This is a genomic window from Ramlibacter sp. (assembly GCF_035548915.1).
Lineage (GTDB): Bacteria > Pseudomonadota > Gammaproteobacteria > Burkholderiales > Burkholderiaceae_C > Ramlibacter.
The window spans coordinates 67,099-84,586 of sequence record NZ_DASZSE010000032.1 but is presented as its reverse complement, the minus strand read 5'-3'; the positions used below and the strand labels follow the sequence as shown (position 1 = coordinate 84,586).

The window sequence follows — 17,488 nt, the reverse complement described above, 5'->3', positions numbered from 1 at the left end:
GCTGATCGAGCGCGTGATGGGAGCCGAGCTGGGCCACCATCTGGGCCAGCCCGCCGAGGACGCCAACCACCGCAACGGCACGAGCGCCAAGACGGTGATCACTGGCGAAGGCCCGGTGCGCGTGGACATCCCGCGCGACCGTGCCGGCAGCTTCGAGCCGATCCTGATCCCCAAGCACGAGCGGCGCTTCACTGGCTTTGACGACAAGATCATCGCGATGTACGCGCGCGGCATGACGATGCGCGAGATCCAGGGCTTCCTGCAGGAGTCCTACGGCGTGGAGATCTCGCCCGAGTTCATCAGCTCGGTGACTGAAGCGGTGATGGCCGAAGTAACCGCCTGGCAATCGCGCCCGCTGGAGCCGATGTATCCGGTGGTCTTCTTTGATGCGCTGCGCGTGAAGATCAAGGAGGACGCGGTGGTTCGCAACAAGGCGATCTACCTGGCCCTTGGCGTGCAGCGCGACGGCTGCCGCGACATCCTGGGGCTGTGGATCGAAGGCAGCGAAGGCGCCAAGTTCTGGATGAAAGTGTTCAACGACCTGAAGACGCGCGGGGTCAACGACATCCTGATCGCCGTCACCGATGGCCTGAAGGGTATGCCCGAAGCCATCGGTGCGGTGTTCCCCGCGACCACGCTGCAGACGTGCATCGTGCACCTGATACGCAACAGCCTGGACTACGCCAGCTGGAAGGACCGCAAGGCGCTGGCCGCGGCATTGAAGCCGATTTACACGGCCGCTAGTGCCGAAGCCGCGCAGGCCGAGCTGGACGCGTTCGAGCAAAGCCCCTGGGGAGTGAAGTTCCCGACCGTGGTGGCCGCATGGCGACGTGCCTGGAGCCACGTGATTCCGTTCTTCGCGTTTGCGCCGCACATCCGCCGCGTGATCTACACCACAAATGCCATCGAGAGCCTGCACGCGCGGCTGCGCAAGATCATCAAGAGCCGCGGGCACTTCCCCAGCGACGATGCGGCCACGAAACTGATCTGGCTGGCGCTGAAGAACATCACCGCCGACTGGGGGCGCGCGGCGAAGGAGTGGCGCGAGGCAATGAACCAATTCGCGATCGCCTACGAAGATCGCTTCACGAAGGCTGCCGCATAAGATGTGGCACCGACTTGACCACCACGGCGTGCGTTCATCGCAAGCGACGCCCGCCGTCGTGGACAAGTCTCAGTGGTCCTCACACAAAAATTCGGACATCCCCGTTTGCTATTGTTTTTGTAGCGTCAAGTTTTTTGACGGAAGACCAGTCGCGCTAACGCAGGCGTCTATCACCGCGCGCCGAGTTTTACTCGGGCTTGAAGTTCGGCGAACTGAGCGCCTTCACAATCCCCAATACAGGCCACGTTCGACCCGTAGTACAGGTTCGAAAGCGGCCATCTCCCTTGCTTTCCAATTGCGTCTATGCAGCAACGCGCGATCATTTGCGGCAACTGATTCTTCAGCACATCTCCGTACATGTCCACCATCGGCAGGAAGTCATACAGACTCCTGCAGCGGTCGAACGTGAATGCATCCAAATGCATGCGACGCACCTTAGCGGTATACGTCCACCGGCGCTGATTCTCGACGTTTGCATGGTACGGAGCGCCCAGCTGATTCAGGGCGAGTTCGAGCCACAGGTGTGGCATGGGAAGGTCGCAGAAGAGCGCGTGCCGCGCGTCGGGAATAGCTGCGTTGACTCGCCGAATTTCATTCTTGATGTTGGCAGCCAAGAGACCGTCGTAGCCGGCGAGAGTTTCTGGAAGAGATTCACGAAAACGCGCAGCGTCGAGAACGGAAACTCCGCCAACTCCGCGCGAATACTCGGAGAACCAGTACTTGCCGAGGTCGCCACCTTTGGTTCTCAAGGTGTCAACGAAGTTCCAGAACGGGAAACCGTGGACGTTGAGCAGTCGGTCGCCACGGATACCCTTGCTTTCTCCTGCGTCCAGCCCGAGCAGTTCCCTGATCACTGACGTGTCGCTCATTCGGTCAAACGCTTCAACTAACGCGGACTTGTCGGCGGTGAATAGCTGACGACGCAGCGCGCCATTTCGCAAGAACCGGAGCGTTGGACTCACGAAAGAAGAGTAATAGAGGGGATAGCTTGTCGCGAACGCCGAGTAGACATCCGTCAAATTGCTTGCTGCTATGCGTTTCAAGTCATCGAACTCATATCCATGACTCGATGCAGGTTCACTGAACCAGGAGACGATCTTCCCGTCTTCCTCGCGCGGCTGTTCCCCGTAGGCCGTGCATTCCACCATCGGCTGAAAATAGTAGTACGCAGCCAGAAACTCACACACTTCGTCACTGACATCCGGCTCACAAGAATTCACCACAAGGACTGCGAGGTCGGATAGCGCCTGCTCATCGAAGACCGCATGCAAAGTGCCCAACGTAGCGAGGGAACGTGCGACGAGCGATCCCGTGAAATCCAAGTACACGATGTCAAACGCGACGTGTGTGGTCTTGAAGAAGTCCGCTAATGAACCTGGGAAAATTTTAAGTACCGGAAAGCCTTCGCGTGCCCGCCGTAACGCCTCTTTGTACGTGGTCTGATCCGACTCAAACGCCCAGACGTTCTCGATGCGGACTCCCAGTCGCAGCAGCTCGTGCAGGTCATTTTCGGGCTCCGGACCCGCGAAATACGCCACGCGCAGCTCGTCTGGCCCCTTCGCTCCATACGAGCTCTCGGAAAATTCAGCCCAGTAGTCGAAGTAGGCTCGGATGTGATCTCTGTGCGGCTCGATGTCCATTACCTGCGACAGGACATCCCCCCAGGCGTATTGCCACACCGCCTCCATGTACGAAGGAGCAAGGATTCGCGTTGTATCCCGCTGCGCCGTTAGCGTCTCAACCGCGTGTCTCCACAGCTCCGATCGCGACTCCGACTTAACTGCTTGCTTGTAAGACATTCCTGGTCCTCCCGAAGCAGACATCGGCACTTGTTGCAGCAGCTCTCAACCGCACCAGCGTGTGGTAGGCCGTGTTGGGATCGAACCAACGACCAAAGGATTCAGGTTTGTGCAGGTTTCCCTGCTCCCTGGACTATCTCATCACCCACAGCCGAACTGTTTGGGTGCCGGGCGCTAGTGGATGCGTATTGGCTTGGCTCCTCACATCCTAGTCTCTGCACCTTCTAGCCTACATGACGCCTTCGGCTAGCTTGGCTCAGGGTTGCCATCGCTCACGCGAGAAGGTTTCCCTGAATTCACCCAGTTTTTCCATCGCGCGTTTCCAACGCGAGGTCACTCGTTCCTGAATGAGTCCTCTGCTCTAACCAACTGAGCTAACGGCCCACAGGTACGATTGTATTTGAGCTATGCCTCTCCTCCTACTGGACCGGTTGCTGCGGTGGGCACCGAGGCGGTGAAATCACCCGTCATTTGACCCGATTTCAAGCTGATTGGGGGGAGCGCGGTGGTGTTCAGGCTGGGCGGAAGCGGAGCCGGAGCTTGCTGTCGAACGTGCTGAGGGCGCGCTTTCGGCTTCGGTGGCGGTTTGTACGTGATGGGCTTCTTCGGCGCGCGGCGGCCGGCACCCGCACGCCCTATCTTCCCCTTCGGCGTGCGAACCGCACGCTTCGCAGTCTTGCGCCTCTGCTCGTCGCTCGATTGCCGCTGAATGGCGGTCCAGACGCTGTCGTTCACTAGCTTCCACAATGCCAACTGCTCTTCGGCACTTGCAATTTCAACGAATTTCATAGCGGGTTCCTCTCCAGGTATTTATGCTGTGGACATGTAAGAAGGGACCTCGGCATGAGCATCGCGTTTCGGCATACAGCGGGTTTCGGCAAGCGCATCGAGTACTACATCGTCGGCCTGATGCTGAAACAGGGGTTGGACGTCTACATGCCGCTGGTGGACGACAACGCTATCGACGCAGTCATTAAGCGACCTGACGGCACGTTCATCGAAGTGCAGATCAAGGCGCGTAGCAACGACGTGGGCCTCGGACATGGTGGCCTGTTCGCTGCAATCACGCACGAACTGCGTCACAACTACTGGTTCGTGCTGTACACGGAACGCCACGATGGCATCTTCATCCTCTCCAGCGATGAATTCATTGAGGAAGCGGTGCAAAACAAGACCGGCATCAACGCAGGCAAACGGAGCCTGTGGTTGAACGGGATGCGCAAGAACAAGGAGACGGGCGAGCGCGAGGAGTACATCAAGGACAAGTATCAGAAGTACCTGTGCCGCGACTTCTCGCGCTTGCTTAGTCCTCCGCCGAAGCGGAAGGCTACGCGGCCAGTTGCTCGGCCGAAAGCTTCAACAGCCGGTCGCGTGCGCCGCGCTGCATGAACTCCTGAAGCCGGCGTTTGCTGGCCGCGTCTTTGACCCAAAGTGCAAGCATTTCAAGGTTCCGGTCAGAGAAGAACTCTCGACACTGCTCCGCCATTGACTGCGCTTCCGTCACCTTCGCCTGCCACCCGGAGAGCGGGCGCACCGAGCGCTGAATTGTAGAAGTGCTGAGCACCTGAGGATCTTTGTCCCGCAGCTTGACCAGGTGGTCGAGCACCCCTTTGACCAGCTCCTGCCGGTAGTCATAGTACGTCCAGTGTGCGTTCGCCAGTGAGCCGGCCACGCGCTGTTCAATGCAGTACTGCTCCTTGGAGCGGCGACGACCGTTCATTTCCCAGAGCTGGTCGACCTCGGCGTCCGAGCGTTCGCGTTCAACGATCACTTCGATAAGCCCGCGACGTTGCAGGAACTCCAGCTTGCGGAAGCTCTCCTGGCCGACAACATCTTGAAGGGCAGCGCGCCCCTTCTTGACCCAATCCATCCCGTCTGCCGCGTACAGCATGATCTGGCGGATGGAGTTTTCGATCTTGTGTGAGCCAAGACGAAGTTCGTTGAAGCGCTCGATGGCTTCTTCGCGCGCACGCCGCTCCGTGTAGTCGTCCCGCTGCGCCTCGAACTCGGGGAAGAAGCTCGCCCCACAGTCGCCGCCGATGTTGGTCTCAATGCCGTCTTCGGTAACAACCCAGTACCCGTGATTGTGTCGTTGACGACATCCCTTCAATCCGCATTGCACCTGCTGCTTGAAGCGGTAGTCGGTGAAGACGCCAGCGAGTCGGTGTGCAGACTCGTCGAGGATGGCGACGTAGGCAGGACTGCTGGTGATTTCCTCGAAGTCCTTCGGGCGGGGGCGAAGCTGGATGTCTATTGCGGGCTCCCACTGGATGTAATGCCAGCAGTGTAAACCCGAACGGCTGAGTCTGACAAGTCCCTGACACGGCCCTACGAGCCAAGCAGCGTGAGCATGTTCTTCTTGGCGTCTTTCACTGGATACCGTCGGCCGAGGGAGTCCTCAACCTGGGCGTCCACAGCAATCTCGTCGTGCTCGGGGCCGATTACGAGATCGCTCTTGCCCCAAGTCTCTTCGTGGAGTTCGTGTTCGCCGAGACGCAGGCCAGTCTTGTAGTCGCCAAGATAGGTCCCTGACCAATTCCCAGCCTCTCCCACTGTGACGATCATCCGCAGCACGATAGGCCGGCGACCAGCATTGGTGATTGAGATGCGCATCCCAGCAGGCCCGTACTCGCTGGCGGGCCAAAACTTGCTGCGGGCGACGATTTTTGCCCTGTCTCTAAATGCCACGTAGAACGAAAGCCCAAATGCCAACGCCGACACCAGCAACGCAATCACAGCAATAAATTCGGCGCGGGTCATCTAGTCGAATCTAGGATGCCCTCTGTCGGGCCGCTCGTTTCCGCTTCGACGCCGCCTTCTTGCGCGCGAGTGTCACTTCCTTCCAGTCGTCTCCGTCATAGTCATGCTTGTGCCTATTGCAAGACGCACAGAGCAACTGAAGATTCCATTCGACAAATTCCAACTCTGGATAAGCAGAAACGGGCTTGATGTGGTCGATGTGCAATCCACCCAAGCCTCGGCGTTTAGGCTGCTTTCCGCAAGCAGCACATGTATTGTTGTACCGGTTGTAGACGCCTGCGCGCACCTCTTCGTGGAGGCCGTGCAATTTAAAACGCGCTCTGAAGCGTCGATCAAGTATAAGAGTGCTGTCGCGCGCGTGCGCGCGACGTAGATCGCTCTTCTCTTTCTCCTGCCTTGCACGTTCCTCTTGATAGCGCTGACTTGAAAGAGCGCTAGCTCTCAACGGCTCGCCTCGACGCCATCGGCCGAGTGCCCCGCTCCACTCCTCCCAAAGGAACTTCACGTATTGCCAGAGCGCGTAAATCACTCCGAGGAACACAAGCCCACCGATCGCCTCCACGATGCCTCCAAAACGTGCCATGGCGCTTGTCTCGTTGCCCTATCGCTTTGAAGCCTTTGGGACGCCGCGCTTCTCATCTTCAACGATACGCTCCCGCACGCCCGCGAGCGTGGCCAGTACTCGCTGCGCGGTGCTAACGTAGTCACGTGCCGCGTCTTCGTCTGGCTCGAATCTGGAATGTGCAACCTGATTCCGCAAGCGACCCATGTCAAGAACAATCTTGAGCAACTCGTCAGAGAAGATCTCAAAATTGTTGAACCCCTTCACAATGGAAAGCCAGGTTCCTGACTTCGGCTCCTCGTGCCAGTAGGCGCGGTACAGCTCATAAATGTAAGCCTCGATGCTGCGCCATGTGTCCAGGATCGCAGCGGTAGGGCGGATCGGGCCAACGAGATAGCCCGCCAAGTCGTCCGCGCTTTGTTCCTGATAGGGAACAGTCGCGACTGCGTTCTCCTTCTTCGCACTACTTGCGGGCTCCGGAATGTACTTGACCTCTGCGGCTACTTCAGAGACCTGCTCCGTGAACGCCGCCTCAATTCCACCGGGCGCTTTGAGCGTCTTCATCTTGTCAAGCAGCTTGCGCACCTGTTCACGGAACATAAAGCCGAGAACGACAGCCGCAGTGGGCCACGCCAATGAGCCGATGACGCTCGCGATGAATTGCAGCCAGTCCATATCACCCCTCCGCCTCAACTTTATCCGCGAAAGTCGCCAATAGGGACCACCAAGTTCAGGCCTTCTTCGCGGTCTTCTTGTCCCAAGTCTCCATTACAAAAGTGGCCACAGTATGGGCAGAGTTGATCGCCAATCGTGCGTGGCGCGGTTCGAGCTTGTAGCCCTTGCGACCTTCGCTATGTGCGCTACCAGCATGGGTCCGCAGTGCGCCGATCCCGTCTACCACCGAGAAAAGCCCGGTGATGATCCGCTGCAAGTCTTGGTCTTCTATGCTGCCTGGGTCCAGTCCCAAATCCGCACGAACAATCTTGAACACAGGCTGCAGGTCTTGCTTGTCTGGCATCTGCAAGCCGTTGTCCTCAATGTAAGTCTTGAAAATCGACTCAAGAATGTTCGATGCCGCAGATACCGCTTCACGAGGTTTCGCTTCCACGGTCTCTAGTGCTCTATCGAACTCTCTGTGGATGGCTGGCATGTCGCGACCTTTGATCAGGTCAGCGAGCTTTTTGCTCGGGGCCAAGCCGCCAGTTGTGACGAACCCGCCAGTACGATACTGCAACCCACAGCGTGCCAACACGGCTTCCAACTTGCGGACGTTAGCCCGCTTAGCTTTCTTCCAGTCAGTCTCCGTCTCCCACTCATTGAGCTTGAAGTCCGCGTCCATCTCAGGATCGTCCATGTACCCATGAATGATCCGTCCCAGCACTGTCAGCGGTTCAGGATGCTGCTTGTTCGTTTCTCGGAGCCAGTCTTGAACTTTCACCGGCTTGCTGCCCGCTGGAGGTTCGCCCGACGCCTCGGCGTACATGAACAAGCTGTCCAAGCTGGCGTGCGACTCGGCGTGCGACACCAGTTCGCTAATGACTGCAATAACGGGGGCGGGGATTGTTTGCTTCGTCACAAGCGCATTGTGCCAATGATGCGCATTCTTGCCCACGCGTGTGGACCCGCCCGCGATTGCTGCTATGCGTCGACGGGGCAGGTGGAGACCAGCGGAACATCTATGCAGTGAATGAAGCGCCTTCAACCGCCAGGTCTTCTGGATAGGCGTCTACAGTTTCACCTTCAAAGTGTTCCGCGCGCCCGAAAAACGGGCCATCGGGCTCCATGTGCATATAGAAAGCACCTTGGAGCGAGCTGCAGTGCACGCAGGTGTTCGCCCACTGCGTAAATCCTGCAGTGCGCGAGTAGATCGGCTTGTAGTTAGGCGCGAGTCGGGAAAGCACGTTCTTGAGGATGACAGGCATGTCTTCTCCCTCGACTTCGTAGACGAAGGTCGGCTCGTCGTGCCTGCCCGTTCCCTTGCCGCCCTCAAACTCCTCGATGGCTGCGGCAATGATTGCCGCCACTGGAGTCACCTGCTTGCACTTCCAACATTGCGTACTCGAACGTGCAAGCCGTATTGGACCGTACAGCTTCAAGAAATCCTGCCTCACAACCTCTCCTGATCCGTTGTGTTCGCGACGGCGGCGGCATGGCGAACGATGTTAGCGGCAGCCGGCGGCCGGCGGCCCGTTGGCGCGCTCTTCCATCTGTGGGATAGTCACAGCACTGCCGAGGTAGAGTCTACGCTTCCGCAGTCGCGCGTACAACAAAAGTTCTGGAGAGTCGGGGACGAATGCCGAGCAAGCCGCTAAACAGCAGCATGCAAGCCGCCAAGGCAAGCAAGCAGGACGAGTTCTACACGGAGCTGTCCGACATTGAGAAAGAGCTCCGTCACTACACGAGGCACTTCAAGGGAAGGACTGTCCTCTGCAACTGCGACGATCCCCAGATCAGCAACTTCTTCCACTACTTCTCGTACAACTTTGAGAAGCTTGGGCTGAAGAAGCTGATTACCACCTGCTATCGCAACTCCGACGCTGACCTTTTCAGCACGAACAAGTCCGAAAGCGGGATCTACCTCGAATACAACGGGCACAAGAACGGCGGTCGCGTGCCTAAGCCCGAAGAGATCGGGGTCCACAAGCTCAAAGGAGACGGTGACTTCCGCAGCGCGGAGTGCGTGAAGCTGCTGCAGGAGGCAGATATCGTCGTCACGAATCCGCCCTTCTCGTTGTTCCGTGATTACGTCGAACAGCTTGTGAAGGCGAAGAAAAAGTTCCTGATCATCGGGAATCAGAACGCCATCAGCTACAAAGAAATCTTTGATCTGATTCAGAGTGATGAGATCTGGCTGGGTTACACACATCCGGTCGCTTTCAGGGTCCCGGACCACTACGAGATGCGCGAGGTACGGAGTTGGCGAGATGAGAGCGGCCAGAACTGGCGCAGTCTCGGTAACGCGTGCTGGTTTACCAATCTGGATATCGCCAAGCGCCACGAGGACCTAGTTCTTTTCAAGAACTACTCGCCGAAGGCTTACCCAAAGTACGCCAACTTCGATGCGATCGAAGTCTCCAAGTACATGGACATTCCAGGCGACTATGCTGGTGCGATGGGCGTACCCGTCACGTTCCTTGAGCACTACAACCCCGAGCAGTTCGAGATTCTCGGCTCAAGTCGGACGCTGTCTACGCCAATGTCTGAAGTCGCCGAGAAGGGTACGTACACGCCGGGCGGCCCCCGCTTCTATCTGTCCGATGGCAACGGCGGATACCGGCGCATGTACGACCGTCTCGTGGTGAGGAACAAGCGTCTATGAAGATTCAGCTCAAAGAGATTGCCGTACGCGATCTGGCAGTTGGTTTTGAAGACAACGCGGAACACGGTGTCGTCGCCTACGGCGGCAAACTCGACATCCGCCCGCCGTATCAGCGTGAGTTCATCTACAAGGACAAGCAGCGGAACGCCGTGATCGACACGGTTCGCAAGGACTTTCCGCTGAACGTGATGTACTGGGCGGTCCGGGAAGATGGAAATTTCGAAGTCATCGACGGCCAGCAGCGAACGCTCTCCATCTGTCAGTATGTGAACGGCGACTACTCGATCAACGGGCTGGCGTTCCACAATCTGCAGGACGATCAGCAAGAACAAATCCGCGACTACAAGCTGATGGTGTATCTCTGCTCCGGCACAGACAGCGAGAAGCTGGAGTGGTTCAGAACCATCAATATCGCTGGCGAAGAGCTAACGCGACAGGAGCTGCGGAACGCTGTGTACGCGGGCCCATGGACGGCGGACGCCAAACGATATTTCAGCAAGACGGGTTGCCCTGCATATGCGATCGGCAGTAAATACCTGCGTGGCACACCCATTCGGCAGGACTACCTCGAAACTGCTATCGACTGGCGCTCGCAAGGGAAAATCGAAGAGTACATGTCGAAGCACCAGCACGACGACAACGCCACCCCACTTTGGCAGTACTTTCAGAAGGTGATCGCCTGGGTAGAAGCTACGTTCACGAACTACCGTCGTGACATGAACGGGGTTGATTGGGGCCGGTTATACGACAAGTTCAAAGACGCGGAGCCTGACACCGTCAAGCTGGAAAAGCGAATCGCCGCTCTGATGATGGACGATGACGTGGGAAACAAGTCGGGTATCTATCCGTTCGTGCTTGACGGCGACGAAAGACACCTGAACATCCGAGCTTTCTCCGAGAACATGAAGCGAGAGGCCTACGAGCGGCAGAAGGGCATCTGCGTCAAGTGCGAAAAGAAGTTCAAGTTCGAGGAAATGGAAGGCGACCACGTCAAACCCTGGCACGAGGGTGGAAAGACTATCGCGGCCAATTGCCAGATGCTGTGCAAGGACGACAACAGGCGCAAATCGGGCAAGTAGGTACTCCGTCAATTTCTTTGACGCTCAGTGCCAATTTCTTTGGAAGCAGTGGCGCAGCTCATGGCCTAGCGTGTGCATCGTCGGTCGCTCACGCGTGATGATCGTGCACTCGCTTCCAACCCAGAACGAGCACGCATCCACCGCGAACCCGAACGCTGCATTTCCTCTTCGTCGGCTTTCCTGATCACACGCTCGTTGGACGTCCTTTTCCAGACGCCACGCAACAGAGATTTTGTCTGCATAGCGACGCGTGGCGTCAAAGGGTTCTGACGGATCGTCGTTGAACGCTTGGGCCCAGGTACCGACTGCGGCGGCCAACACGACCATGAGTCGGATAGCTATGCGCGTCATTCATGCCCCCTTAGACTCAAATCACTGTGGGTCGGACTGCCTGCGACGCGGCAAGACAGCGACACCATCGACTACCGGGCAGAGGCGCTGGACAACGCCCCTGCCGTAATCCGCCTCCAACTCCCTGAGCGCTGCGAGCACCTTGTCCGCTTGCACGACTACTTCCACCGTGGTCGCACCCTCGCCGTCGCTCCACGGGATGCGGAGCGTGCCCAGGAAGCTGTAGCTCACTTGCTGAAACCTTCGCGGAGCTTCGCGCTCGCCGCGTCGATCTGGGCATCCAGCTCGCCAGCTACGACGGCCTGCTTCACCAGCTCCAGCGTGCTGACAACGTCAGCCGCGCTGGCGACTTCGATCGCGTTTTTGCCCTTCGCGAACTCGATCGGCTTGGCGCCATAGCGGACGCAGATATGCACCTTGCCGCCGTCGCTCCACCACCATGGCTGAACACGCTTGGTAGCCTCTACGCGGCGCTTCTCACCCGTTTCAGCATCGACCACGCTCCGCAGACGAGTGGGCGCGAACACACGGCCTTCCGCCTGCGCCTTCGCAAGCTGAATCTGTTCGTCCAGCTTTGCGGACAGCTTTTGCCGGCGTTTCGTGACCGGAGTTTCACCAGCTCCACGCTTGGCGGAGACCATCTTCAGTTTCGCGAGCGAATTCATGCGCTTTCCTCTGTGAATGAATGGAAACGCACTTTATTTTCGGATTGCGAATCCGAGCAACCGAAGATTTTTCCTCCTTTTATTTGGTTTCGCTAAATAAATGATGAGAAAAACGAGCGCGCAAGACATCACGGACTTCTTCTACCAGTACGACGAGCACATCACCCACATCGCAGTCGCTCATACCACTGTACGCGCCTACAACATGGACGCGCGACAGATGGAACGCACGCTGGAGCAGCTACAGCAGGCGTGCCATTTGTTCCGGCGCCGCTTCAGCCAGCGCCTCTACGGGATGAAGGCGCTTCGGAAGCCCGATCAATACGGCCCTTTGATGCTCACGACCATTGAAGGTGGGTGCGGGCAAGATCCGCGCATGACCATCCACTACAACTTCGCGTTGGGGAACATCCCCTCCCAGCTCACGACGGACAAATTGCGGCAAGTGTTCGCTGAGTGCTGGTCGAAGCAAGAGATGCTCACGACGGATCGCCTTTTTCTCGTTGAAAGAAATCAGGCAGAGACAGGCTGGCTACGGTACATCACGAAAGAGGCACATTCAGGCAACCTAGGCACGTGGGACGTGCGCAACACGCAGATTCCACACTCCGCGCTCGAAGCAGACTAAGTTAGCTACGACGCTCCCGACAATCCGCATTCTTGTTCTATTCGTCAAGGGACGAGTAGAGCTGGAGCTTTGCCTAAAATTGCTCAAGCAAAGACGAAGGGAAGACGCGATGGCGTTGCTGGACGAAGAACTGGTGGAGCAGTGGCTCAACAAGCAGAGGTTTTTCACGATGCGAGGCATCAAGCTTGGCCTAGATGAGATCGACTTCCTCTGCGTCCGCTATGACAGCACAGCACCTGTTTGCTGGCACGTCGAAACCCAAGTGAGTTTCAGGCCAATGGGCTACATCGGCGGTGACACGAATGCACGCCGGCGATCCGACGAAGAAGTACGCGCAGGGGTCGAGCAGTGGGTGTCCAAGAAGTTCACCAGCGAACGCAAGCGACAGAAGCGCAATCAACTACTGCCAGGAGCTGACTGGCAGTTCGTGCTTGTATGCGCGGAGGTTAGGGAGGAGTCAGAGCTAGCACTCATGGGCGAACTTGGTGTGCGAGTGGTCCGGTACCGAGAAGTGCTCGAAGATTTGATCGAGGGAAAGGGAGAACATCAGTCATCCTCGATTGCTCACAACATCGTGGACATTCTGCGTTACGTGCGGGCGCGCGCAGCCGAGTAACGGCGCCAAATCACCAGCCAGAAACGATAAGTACTCCACCGCGATTTTTTGCGCGCTGGAAATTTTCGGGCGCAGGACCCATTTTCGGGCACTGCGGCTCCAGTTCCTCGCGCACGTTACAGGGCACCTACAGCACGCGATCGCACCGGCGCACAGGGCTGGGTAGCGGGGGCGCCGCTAAATAGCTTGTAGGGCTTGCTAGGCGGTTCGTGGCATGCGCGCCACGAGCGAAGAAATCAAATGGAATACGCATTCTGTGTGATTTCTGGGTTAAGTCATTGATCTTCTTGGGATCGGCGTTCACCCTTGGCTCGGTTGCCCATCACGCATCAAAGAAAACACACTGCAGCTCTGTATTTATTTTGATTTGGAGCTGCACATGACGAAAAAGGCAAAGACGCTCACGCCGACAGAGCTGCGCCGGGTGTTGGATCACATAGCGACACGGAAACACGCAGCGCGCAACAGGGCAATGCTACTGCTGACGCATTGGGCAGGGCTGCGGGTTGGTGAAGTGGCCGCACTGCGCTGCAGCGACGTAGTGGCTGCAGATGGCGCCGTACGAGAAACGCTCGTCCTCAGCGCAGAACAGACGAAAGGACGCCACTCACGCACAGTGTTTCTTTCAGAGCGGGTGCGAAAGGAGATCGCCACGTACCTGCGCGCAGTTCCTTCGCACAATCCAGAGCGCGCCCTGTTCTACACGCAGAAGAATCCACTTCGAGGATTCACTGCCAACACCTTGGCCCAGTTCTTCTTCGGGCTGTACAAAGCGGCAGGGATCGACGGCGCAAGTAGCCATAGCGGGCGGCGCACGTTCGCAACTACGTTGGCATCGAAGGGTGTGGGAGTACGAGTGCTGATGCGGGCGATGGGCCACCGCAACATCAGCACGACGATCGGCTACGTCGATGCCAACGACGACATGTTGAGGAAAGCAATCGAACTAGCCTAGAGTGCAGCACCGTCGCAGAACGAATAGCCGGGGCATGCAGCGCTCGTCAGAGGTCAAGGTACTCCTGCACCTGCGCGGCAATGACGCGTCGCAGCTCTCCCCCTCTCCAGTCGCTGTAACCCTCAGCTTCCACATGCGCGCGGAGCTGTTCGACCGCGAGCCTTATCGCACTCGCGCCGCTGCCGCTCCTAACGTTCTGGAAGGCTTGCGAAAGGTCGGCATCTAGAACCCACTCGACTGCCTCTTCGAAGGACGCACCGCCTGCATGATTCAGCCAGCGCCGCAAGTGTCTGCGTGCTTCGTCGGCCATCCGCGCTTCGAAGTCGTGAACGGCCTGAGTGAAGGCGCTCGTCATTTGATCGGGGCTGTTGATGACACGTCCACAACGCGGACTCATTGGGCCACCTCGACAGACCCGGTTGCGTTCATCATCTCTTCGGCCCCGCCTAGGCCCGCCAGCGCTTCGGCCTCCGCGACGATCGCCTCAGTGCTGGCCTTCTTATATGCAGTCAAGAGCCACTTGATGAGTGTCGTTTCTTGTGACTGCCCCACATCTGCACATATCCCCAGCGCATACCGACCATCACCCTGCTGAAGACCGACGAACACGGCGAACTGCGCGGATTCACCAGCCCCAGCCTTCAACGGGTCGTCAGCCCATTCGACGACAACGCCGTTCGCATCCGCCAACGATTCCACCAGCTTTGCCATTGCAGCGACCCGCGCCTTCTCTGCTGCCTTTCGTCTCTTTTCCTCATCCTCCTGCTCGACCGTTCTCGCGAATTTCTGAATGCCCTTCGCATTCTCGATTTCTTCCGCAAGTTCGGCCGGCTCGATGTTCTTCCGCCTAGCCTGCTCGAACACTCGCCCGTAGACATGGGCGAGCTGCCGACGCTTGCCCCGGAAAGAGAATCGGAGAAGAAGTTTCGAGAAGGGTGCCTTTTCATCGAAGCCGATGTCGGCAGCTTTCAATTCCGCCTTGACGCGTGCAATGACCTCAAGGCGAGCGGGTGACTCGTCGACGGCTCGCACCAGTCCCCACATCTTTCCGAGCAAGCTGTAGAGCTCCTTGTGGCCGCGCGGGTTATCCAGCTCGCCCTCGACTGATCCGGCTTCATTCAGGATCTTCCTAGCCGCATCGACAAATTCGTCGGCAGCTTTGTCAATTTCCGGACCCCGTTCGACAGGTTTGCTCCACTCGTCATTTTTTTTGACGGCGAGTTTTGCGATTTCATTGAGCTTGACCATTTCTTGGTGCCCTTTTTCAAATAGTGGTTGACGCCCCGCAGCGAGCGCTTTGGGTGGAGAAATCGTCCACACTTCGCTGCGCTGCTTGAAGTAGCTTTTGCCTCGCCCTGTTCTATCTGCTGCTAATCATGAAACTCGCCATCAACCCCTTGCCGGTCAGTGAAACGTCACTGGGCATCGGCACACTTCGGTTCGCGTCACCTCCCCCACTTTTCCCGAACGGACGCAACTACGACGAACAGAATCCGCCGCGGTCAATCACCCGCAGCGTCTATTACTGGTGGTTTGTGTGCCTGCGTGAGAATTCAGACTATCGAGAGGCCTGCGAACGGCGCGGCAGTGGCAACACTGTCTTCGACAAGCTATTTCGAGATCTGGGTGACGTTCGGCGGTGTACGTTCTGGCAATGGTGGGGACGAACGATGTTCCACTTCTGCGAACCGAAACGCCGCTGGCTGATGGGCGTCTCGACAAACTGTGAAGAGCTTGCCCCTTTCGGCCGGAGAGACGTGGTCAACCTGCGCGTGCCTCTCGGGATCTCATCTGCTGAAGCTCTTAAGCAGTTTTCCGCTCACGTGCTCCCGCTTCTCATTGAGCCACCCGCTGGCCAGACATTCAGTTCCAAGTGTCGCTATCAGGTGCGTGGCGTGGTCAAAGAGCAGGCGCTCCGGACCGACCTCAAGGTTTATCGAATCCGTACTGAAATGGACAAGGGAACTGCGTTCTCGCGCAGGAACCGCGACGGCACCATCACCGAGCGAACAAGGTATGAGGTGTCGTGGCCAGAAGTCGCCATTCGCGCAGGCATGATCGAGCGCGTTGCGAAGGGCCGCACGGTTACGCGCGATGTCTCAGATAGGCAAGGCCTGGGACAGGAGGCGAAAAGGGCTTACAACCGCGCGCTCAAGCTCATTGAGGCAGCAGCATCGCACTCGTTTCCGAGATGCGCGCCTCCGAAGAAGCAACGTATCTCTGGTGGCTCTAGACGAAGTGACGCCAGGTGATCATTTCACAAGCCGCAGCCTTGGTCTGGTTGGTGGCGTCGGCGTTTGCGTCGATTCAACGTGGGCGAGTGAGGAGTCCCGCCGCTTGGGCACCCGTGATACCCGTTTTGGGCCCGCGAATTTCTCGGGCACCAGCTCTGGGGTGATCTTGCTGTAGTGCTGCTCGATCATCTGCACGCTCGTTCCCATTTGTCGTGCGAGATCGTGAATAGCCGTGCCGTCCATGAGCATGAAGGTGGCATACATATGCCGCAGGCTATAGAGCGTCCTTGGCGTTTCGCTCGACACACCTACAGCCAGCCCGCTTTCCCGCATCAGGACCTCGAAGGGCTGGTTCAGGTTGGTCGTGCGCGTACCGTCCGCCAGTCGAAACACGTACTCGTCAATCCGGCGAGCGAGCAACTCGTCGAACGAGAGAGATTGAAATTCTGGGAAACGAAGTTGCAGTCGGCGAAGGAAGGTCTCTGTACCTCTGCGCGCGATCGCGCTTCGTTCGCCAGTTTTTCCGTCGACCCTCAAGAGGAGATAGCGCTCTCCGTCCTTGATGTGCCAGCCGATATGCCGCCACTTAAGGTTATAGGCTTCTGTTCCATGCCGAATGCCAGTGTTGGCGAGAACGAGGATGTAGTCGCGTAGCAGTTCGCGCATCATCTTGCTCTTGCTGGTTCTACCCTGCGTGATCCAGGTTGGGAGGATGGTCCGCACGAGACTGTCGAATTCTTCGTAGGTGAACGCTGGTCTGGCTTGGCTCTTTTCACCTTTGTTCTTGAGAACCGGTCGTACTGCTGTCGTCATCCAGCCATGTTGTTCGGCTAGATCGAGCACCCTGTTCATCGCGCTATTGTGGGTGGTGATCGTGCTGGCCTTCGGCTCGTGCCCTAGCTTCTTCAGCCTCCACTCGTCGAACTCCTTCAGCAACGCAGGTGTTAGGTTGTCGAGCGTGTGCGCTCCGAAGAATGGTTTTAGATAGTTCTTGATCGCGAAGATGTATGACCGGTACACAGACTTCCCGGTGCCGTCGTCGAGCGACGCCTGTAGCTGCTTGGACGCGGCGTCAGCGACCGAGCCGAATCGCCGTTGATCAACGGGCAATTTGTTCGCCTGCTTGTACTCGCCCTCGTAGTAAATCCGCGTTGCCGCCCTCTTCGCCTCACCGACATCGGATTGGCCGGTGCTCTTTCGACGCCATTTGTTGTCGTTGAGCTTGTACCGGCATTGCCATTTGCTGCTTCGGTCGCGTCTGTAAATCACAGCGCGTCCTTCGATCACTGGTATCAGTTCCGCCACCGCTGTCCCTAATATGTCGTGTGCGGCAAGGATGTTTGCCGTGTTCGACGCACGGCGAAACCTACAAATCCGTCCAGGGCGCGAAGTGCAGGTAAGAAAAAAGTGCCGCA

The 17,488-nt window shown here is 57.8% G+C and carries 20 protein-coding genes; 8 read left to right on the top strand and 12 right to left on the bottom strand.

Translation table 11 applies throughout. The features are described 5' to 3' along the window. The coding region (locus VHA82_RS12405) for an IS256 family transposase (RefSeq protein ID WP_325544012.1) at window positions 1–1,105 on the top strand (1,105 nt) is incomplete at its 5' end. Between the two features lie 170 nt (window positions 1,106–1,275). On the opposite strand, the gene VHA82_RS12400 is transcribed toward VHA82_RS12405, so the two are convergent. Both VHA82_RS12400 and VHA82_RS12395 read right to left on the bottom strand, forming a co-directional pair. After that, window positions 1,276–2,904 (bottom strand): hypothetical protein, encoded by a 1,629-nt coding sequence (locus tag VHA82_RS12400; protein ID WP_325544010.1) that lies wholly within the window; start codon window positions 2,902–2,904, stop codon window positions 1,276–1,278. A gap of 405 nt (window positions 2,905–3,309) precedes the next feature. Next, window positions 3,310–3,693 carry a hypothetical protein gene (locus VHA82_RS12395; RefSeq protein WP_325544008.1) on the bottom strand — a complete coding sequence of 128 codons (384 nt, stop codon included), beginning with the start codon at window positions 3,691–3,693 and terminating at the stop codon, window positions 3,310–3,312. A 54-nt stretch (window positions 3,694–3,747) separates the two neighbouring features. On the opposite strand from VHA82_RS12395, the gene VHA82_RS12390 reads away from it, so the two are divergent. Next, window positions 3,748–4,293 (top strand): hypothetical protein, encoded by a 546-nt coding sequence (locus VHA82_RS12390; RefSeq protein WP_325544006.1) that lies wholly within the window; start codon window positions 3,748–3,750, stop codon window positions 4,291–4,293. Here the strand turns inward: VHA82_RS12390 and VHA82_RS12385 are convergent. The 6 genes from VHA82_RS12385 to VHA82_RS12360 all read right to left on the bottom strand — a co-directional run bounded on the left by VHA82_RS12385 (window position 4,232) and on the right by VHA82_RS12360 (window position 8,250). Next, on the bottom strand, window positions 4,232–5,026 hold the full coding sequence (locus VHA82_RS12385; protein ID WP_325544004.1) for a hypothetical protein: 795 nt from the start codon (window positions 5,024–5,026) through the stop codon (window positions 4,232–4,234). The genes VHA82_RS12390 and VHA82_RS12385 overlap by 62 nt on opposite strands. A gap of 206 nt (window positions 5,027–5,232) precedes the next feature. Then, a complete protein-coding gene (locus tag VHA82_RS12380; RefSeq protein WP_325544002.1) occupies window positions 5,233–5,664 on the bottom strand; it encodes a hypothetical protein in 432 nt (143 codons plus the stop codon). A gap of 10 nt (window positions 5,665–5,674) precedes the next feature. Next, on the bottom strand, window positions 5,675–6,247 hold the full coding sequence (locus VHA82_RS12375) for an HNH endonuclease signature motif containing protein (RefSeq protein WP_325544000.1): 573 nt from the start codon (window positions 6,245–6,247) through the stop codon (window positions 5,675–5,677). Between the two features lie 18 nt (window positions 6,248–6,265). Next, window positions 6,266–6,901, bottom strand: coding sequence for a hypothetical protein (locus VHA82_RS12370; protein ID WP_325543998.1), 636 nt, complete (start codon window positions 6,899–6,901; stop codon window positions 6,266–6,268). Between the two features lie 55 nt (window positions 6,902–6,956). Continuing rightward, window positions 6,957–7,838 (bottom strand): abortive infection family protein, encoded by an 882-nt coding sequence (locus VHA82_RS12365; RefSeq protein ID WP_325543996.1) that lies wholly within the window; start codon window positions 7,836–7,838, stop codon window positions 6,957–6,959. Window positions 7,839–7,902: 64 nt separating this feature from the next. Beyond that, a complete protein-coding gene (locus tag VHA82_RS12360; RefSeq protein ID WP_325543994.1) occupies window positions 7,903–8,250 on the bottom strand; it encodes a hypothetical protein in 348 nt (115 codons plus the stop codon). 296 nt (window positions 8,251–8,546) lie between these two features. On the opposite strand from VHA82_RS12360, the gene VHA82_RS12355 reads away from it, so the two are divergent. Together VHA82_RS12355 and VHA82_RS12350 are read left to right on the top strand one after the other, a co-directional pair. After that, entirely contained in the window at window positions 8,547–9,545 is a 999-nt protein-coding gene (locus VHA82_RS12355; RefSeq protein WP_325543992.1) for an adenine-specific methyltransferase EcoRI family protein, read from the top strand. Continuing rightward, a complete protein-coding gene (locus VHA82_RS12350; RefSeq protein ID WP_325543990.1) occupies window positions 9,542–10,624 on the top strand; it encodes a GmrSD restriction endonuclease domain-containing protein in 1,083 nt (360 codons plus the stop codon). Before VHA82_RS12355 ends, VHA82_RS12350 begins: the two co-directional genes overlap by 4 nt. Before the next feature lie 578 nt (window positions 10,625–11,202). On the opposite strand, the gene VHA82_RS12345 is transcribed toward VHA82_RS12350, so the two are convergent. Beyond that, a complete protein-coding gene (locus VHA82_RS12345) occupies window positions 11,203–11,640 on the bottom strand; it encodes a DUF6641 family protein (RefSeq protein ID WP_325543988.1) in 438 nt (145 codons plus the stop codon). Between the two features lie 103 nt (window positions 11,641–11,743). Between VHA82_RS12345 and VHA82_RS12340 the strand changes: the two genes are divergently transcribed. The 3 genes from VHA82_RS12340 (at window position 11,744) to VHA82_RS12330 (ending at window position 13,839) form a co-directional block, all read left to right on the top strand. After that, complete coding sequence (locus VHA82_RS12340; RefSeq protein WP_325543986.1) at window positions 11,744–12,268, top strand: hypothetical protein; 525 nt, start codon at window positions 11,744–11,746, stop codon at window positions 12,266–12,268. A 109-nt stretch (window positions 12,269–12,377) separates the two neighbouring features. Further along, window positions 12,378–12,884: a hypothetical protein gene (locus VHA82_RS12335; RefSeq protein WP_325543984.1), complete on the top strand. Its 507-nt coding sequence runs from the start codon at window positions 12,378–12,380 to the stop codon at window positions 12,882–12,884. Between the two features lie 379 nt (window positions 12,885–13,263). Beyond that, complete coding sequence (locus VHA82_RS12330; protein WP_325543982.1) at window positions 13,264–13,839, top strand: site-specific integrase; 576 nt, start codon at window positions 13,264–13,266, stop codon at window positions 13,837–13,839. Between the two features lie 46 nt (window positions 13,840–13,885). Here VHA82_RS12330 and VHA82_RS12325 read toward each other — a convergent pair whose 3' ends face one another. Continuing rightward, on the bottom strand, window positions 13,886–14,194 hold the full coding sequence (locus VHA82_RS12325; RefSeq protein ID WP_325543980.1) for a hypothetical protein: 309 nt from the start codon (window positions 14,192–14,194) through the stop codon (window positions 13,886–13,888). Window positions 14,195–14,232: 38 nt separating this feature from the next. Next, a complete protein-coding gene (locus VHA82_RS12320; protein ID WP_325543978.1) occupies window positions 14,233–15,087 on the bottom strand; it encodes a hypothetical protein in 855 nt (284 codons plus the stop codon). A 128-nt stretch (window positions 15,088–15,215) separates the two neighbouring features. Between VHA82_RS12320 and VHA82_RS12315 the strand changes: the two genes are divergently transcribed. After that, complete coding sequence (locus VHA82_RS12315) at window positions 15,216–16,091, top strand: hypothetical protein (RefSeq protein WP_325543976.1); 876 nt, start codon at window positions 15,216–15,218, stop codon at window positions 16,089–16,091. On the opposite strand, the gene VHA82_RS12310 is transcribed toward VHA82_RS12315, so the two are convergent. Next, entirely contained in the window at window positions 16,092–17,360 is a 1,269-nt protein-coding gene (locus tag VHA82_RS12310) for an integrase (protein ID WP_325543974.1), read from the bottom strand. Between the last annotated feature and the right edge of the window lie 128 nt (window positions 17,361–17,488).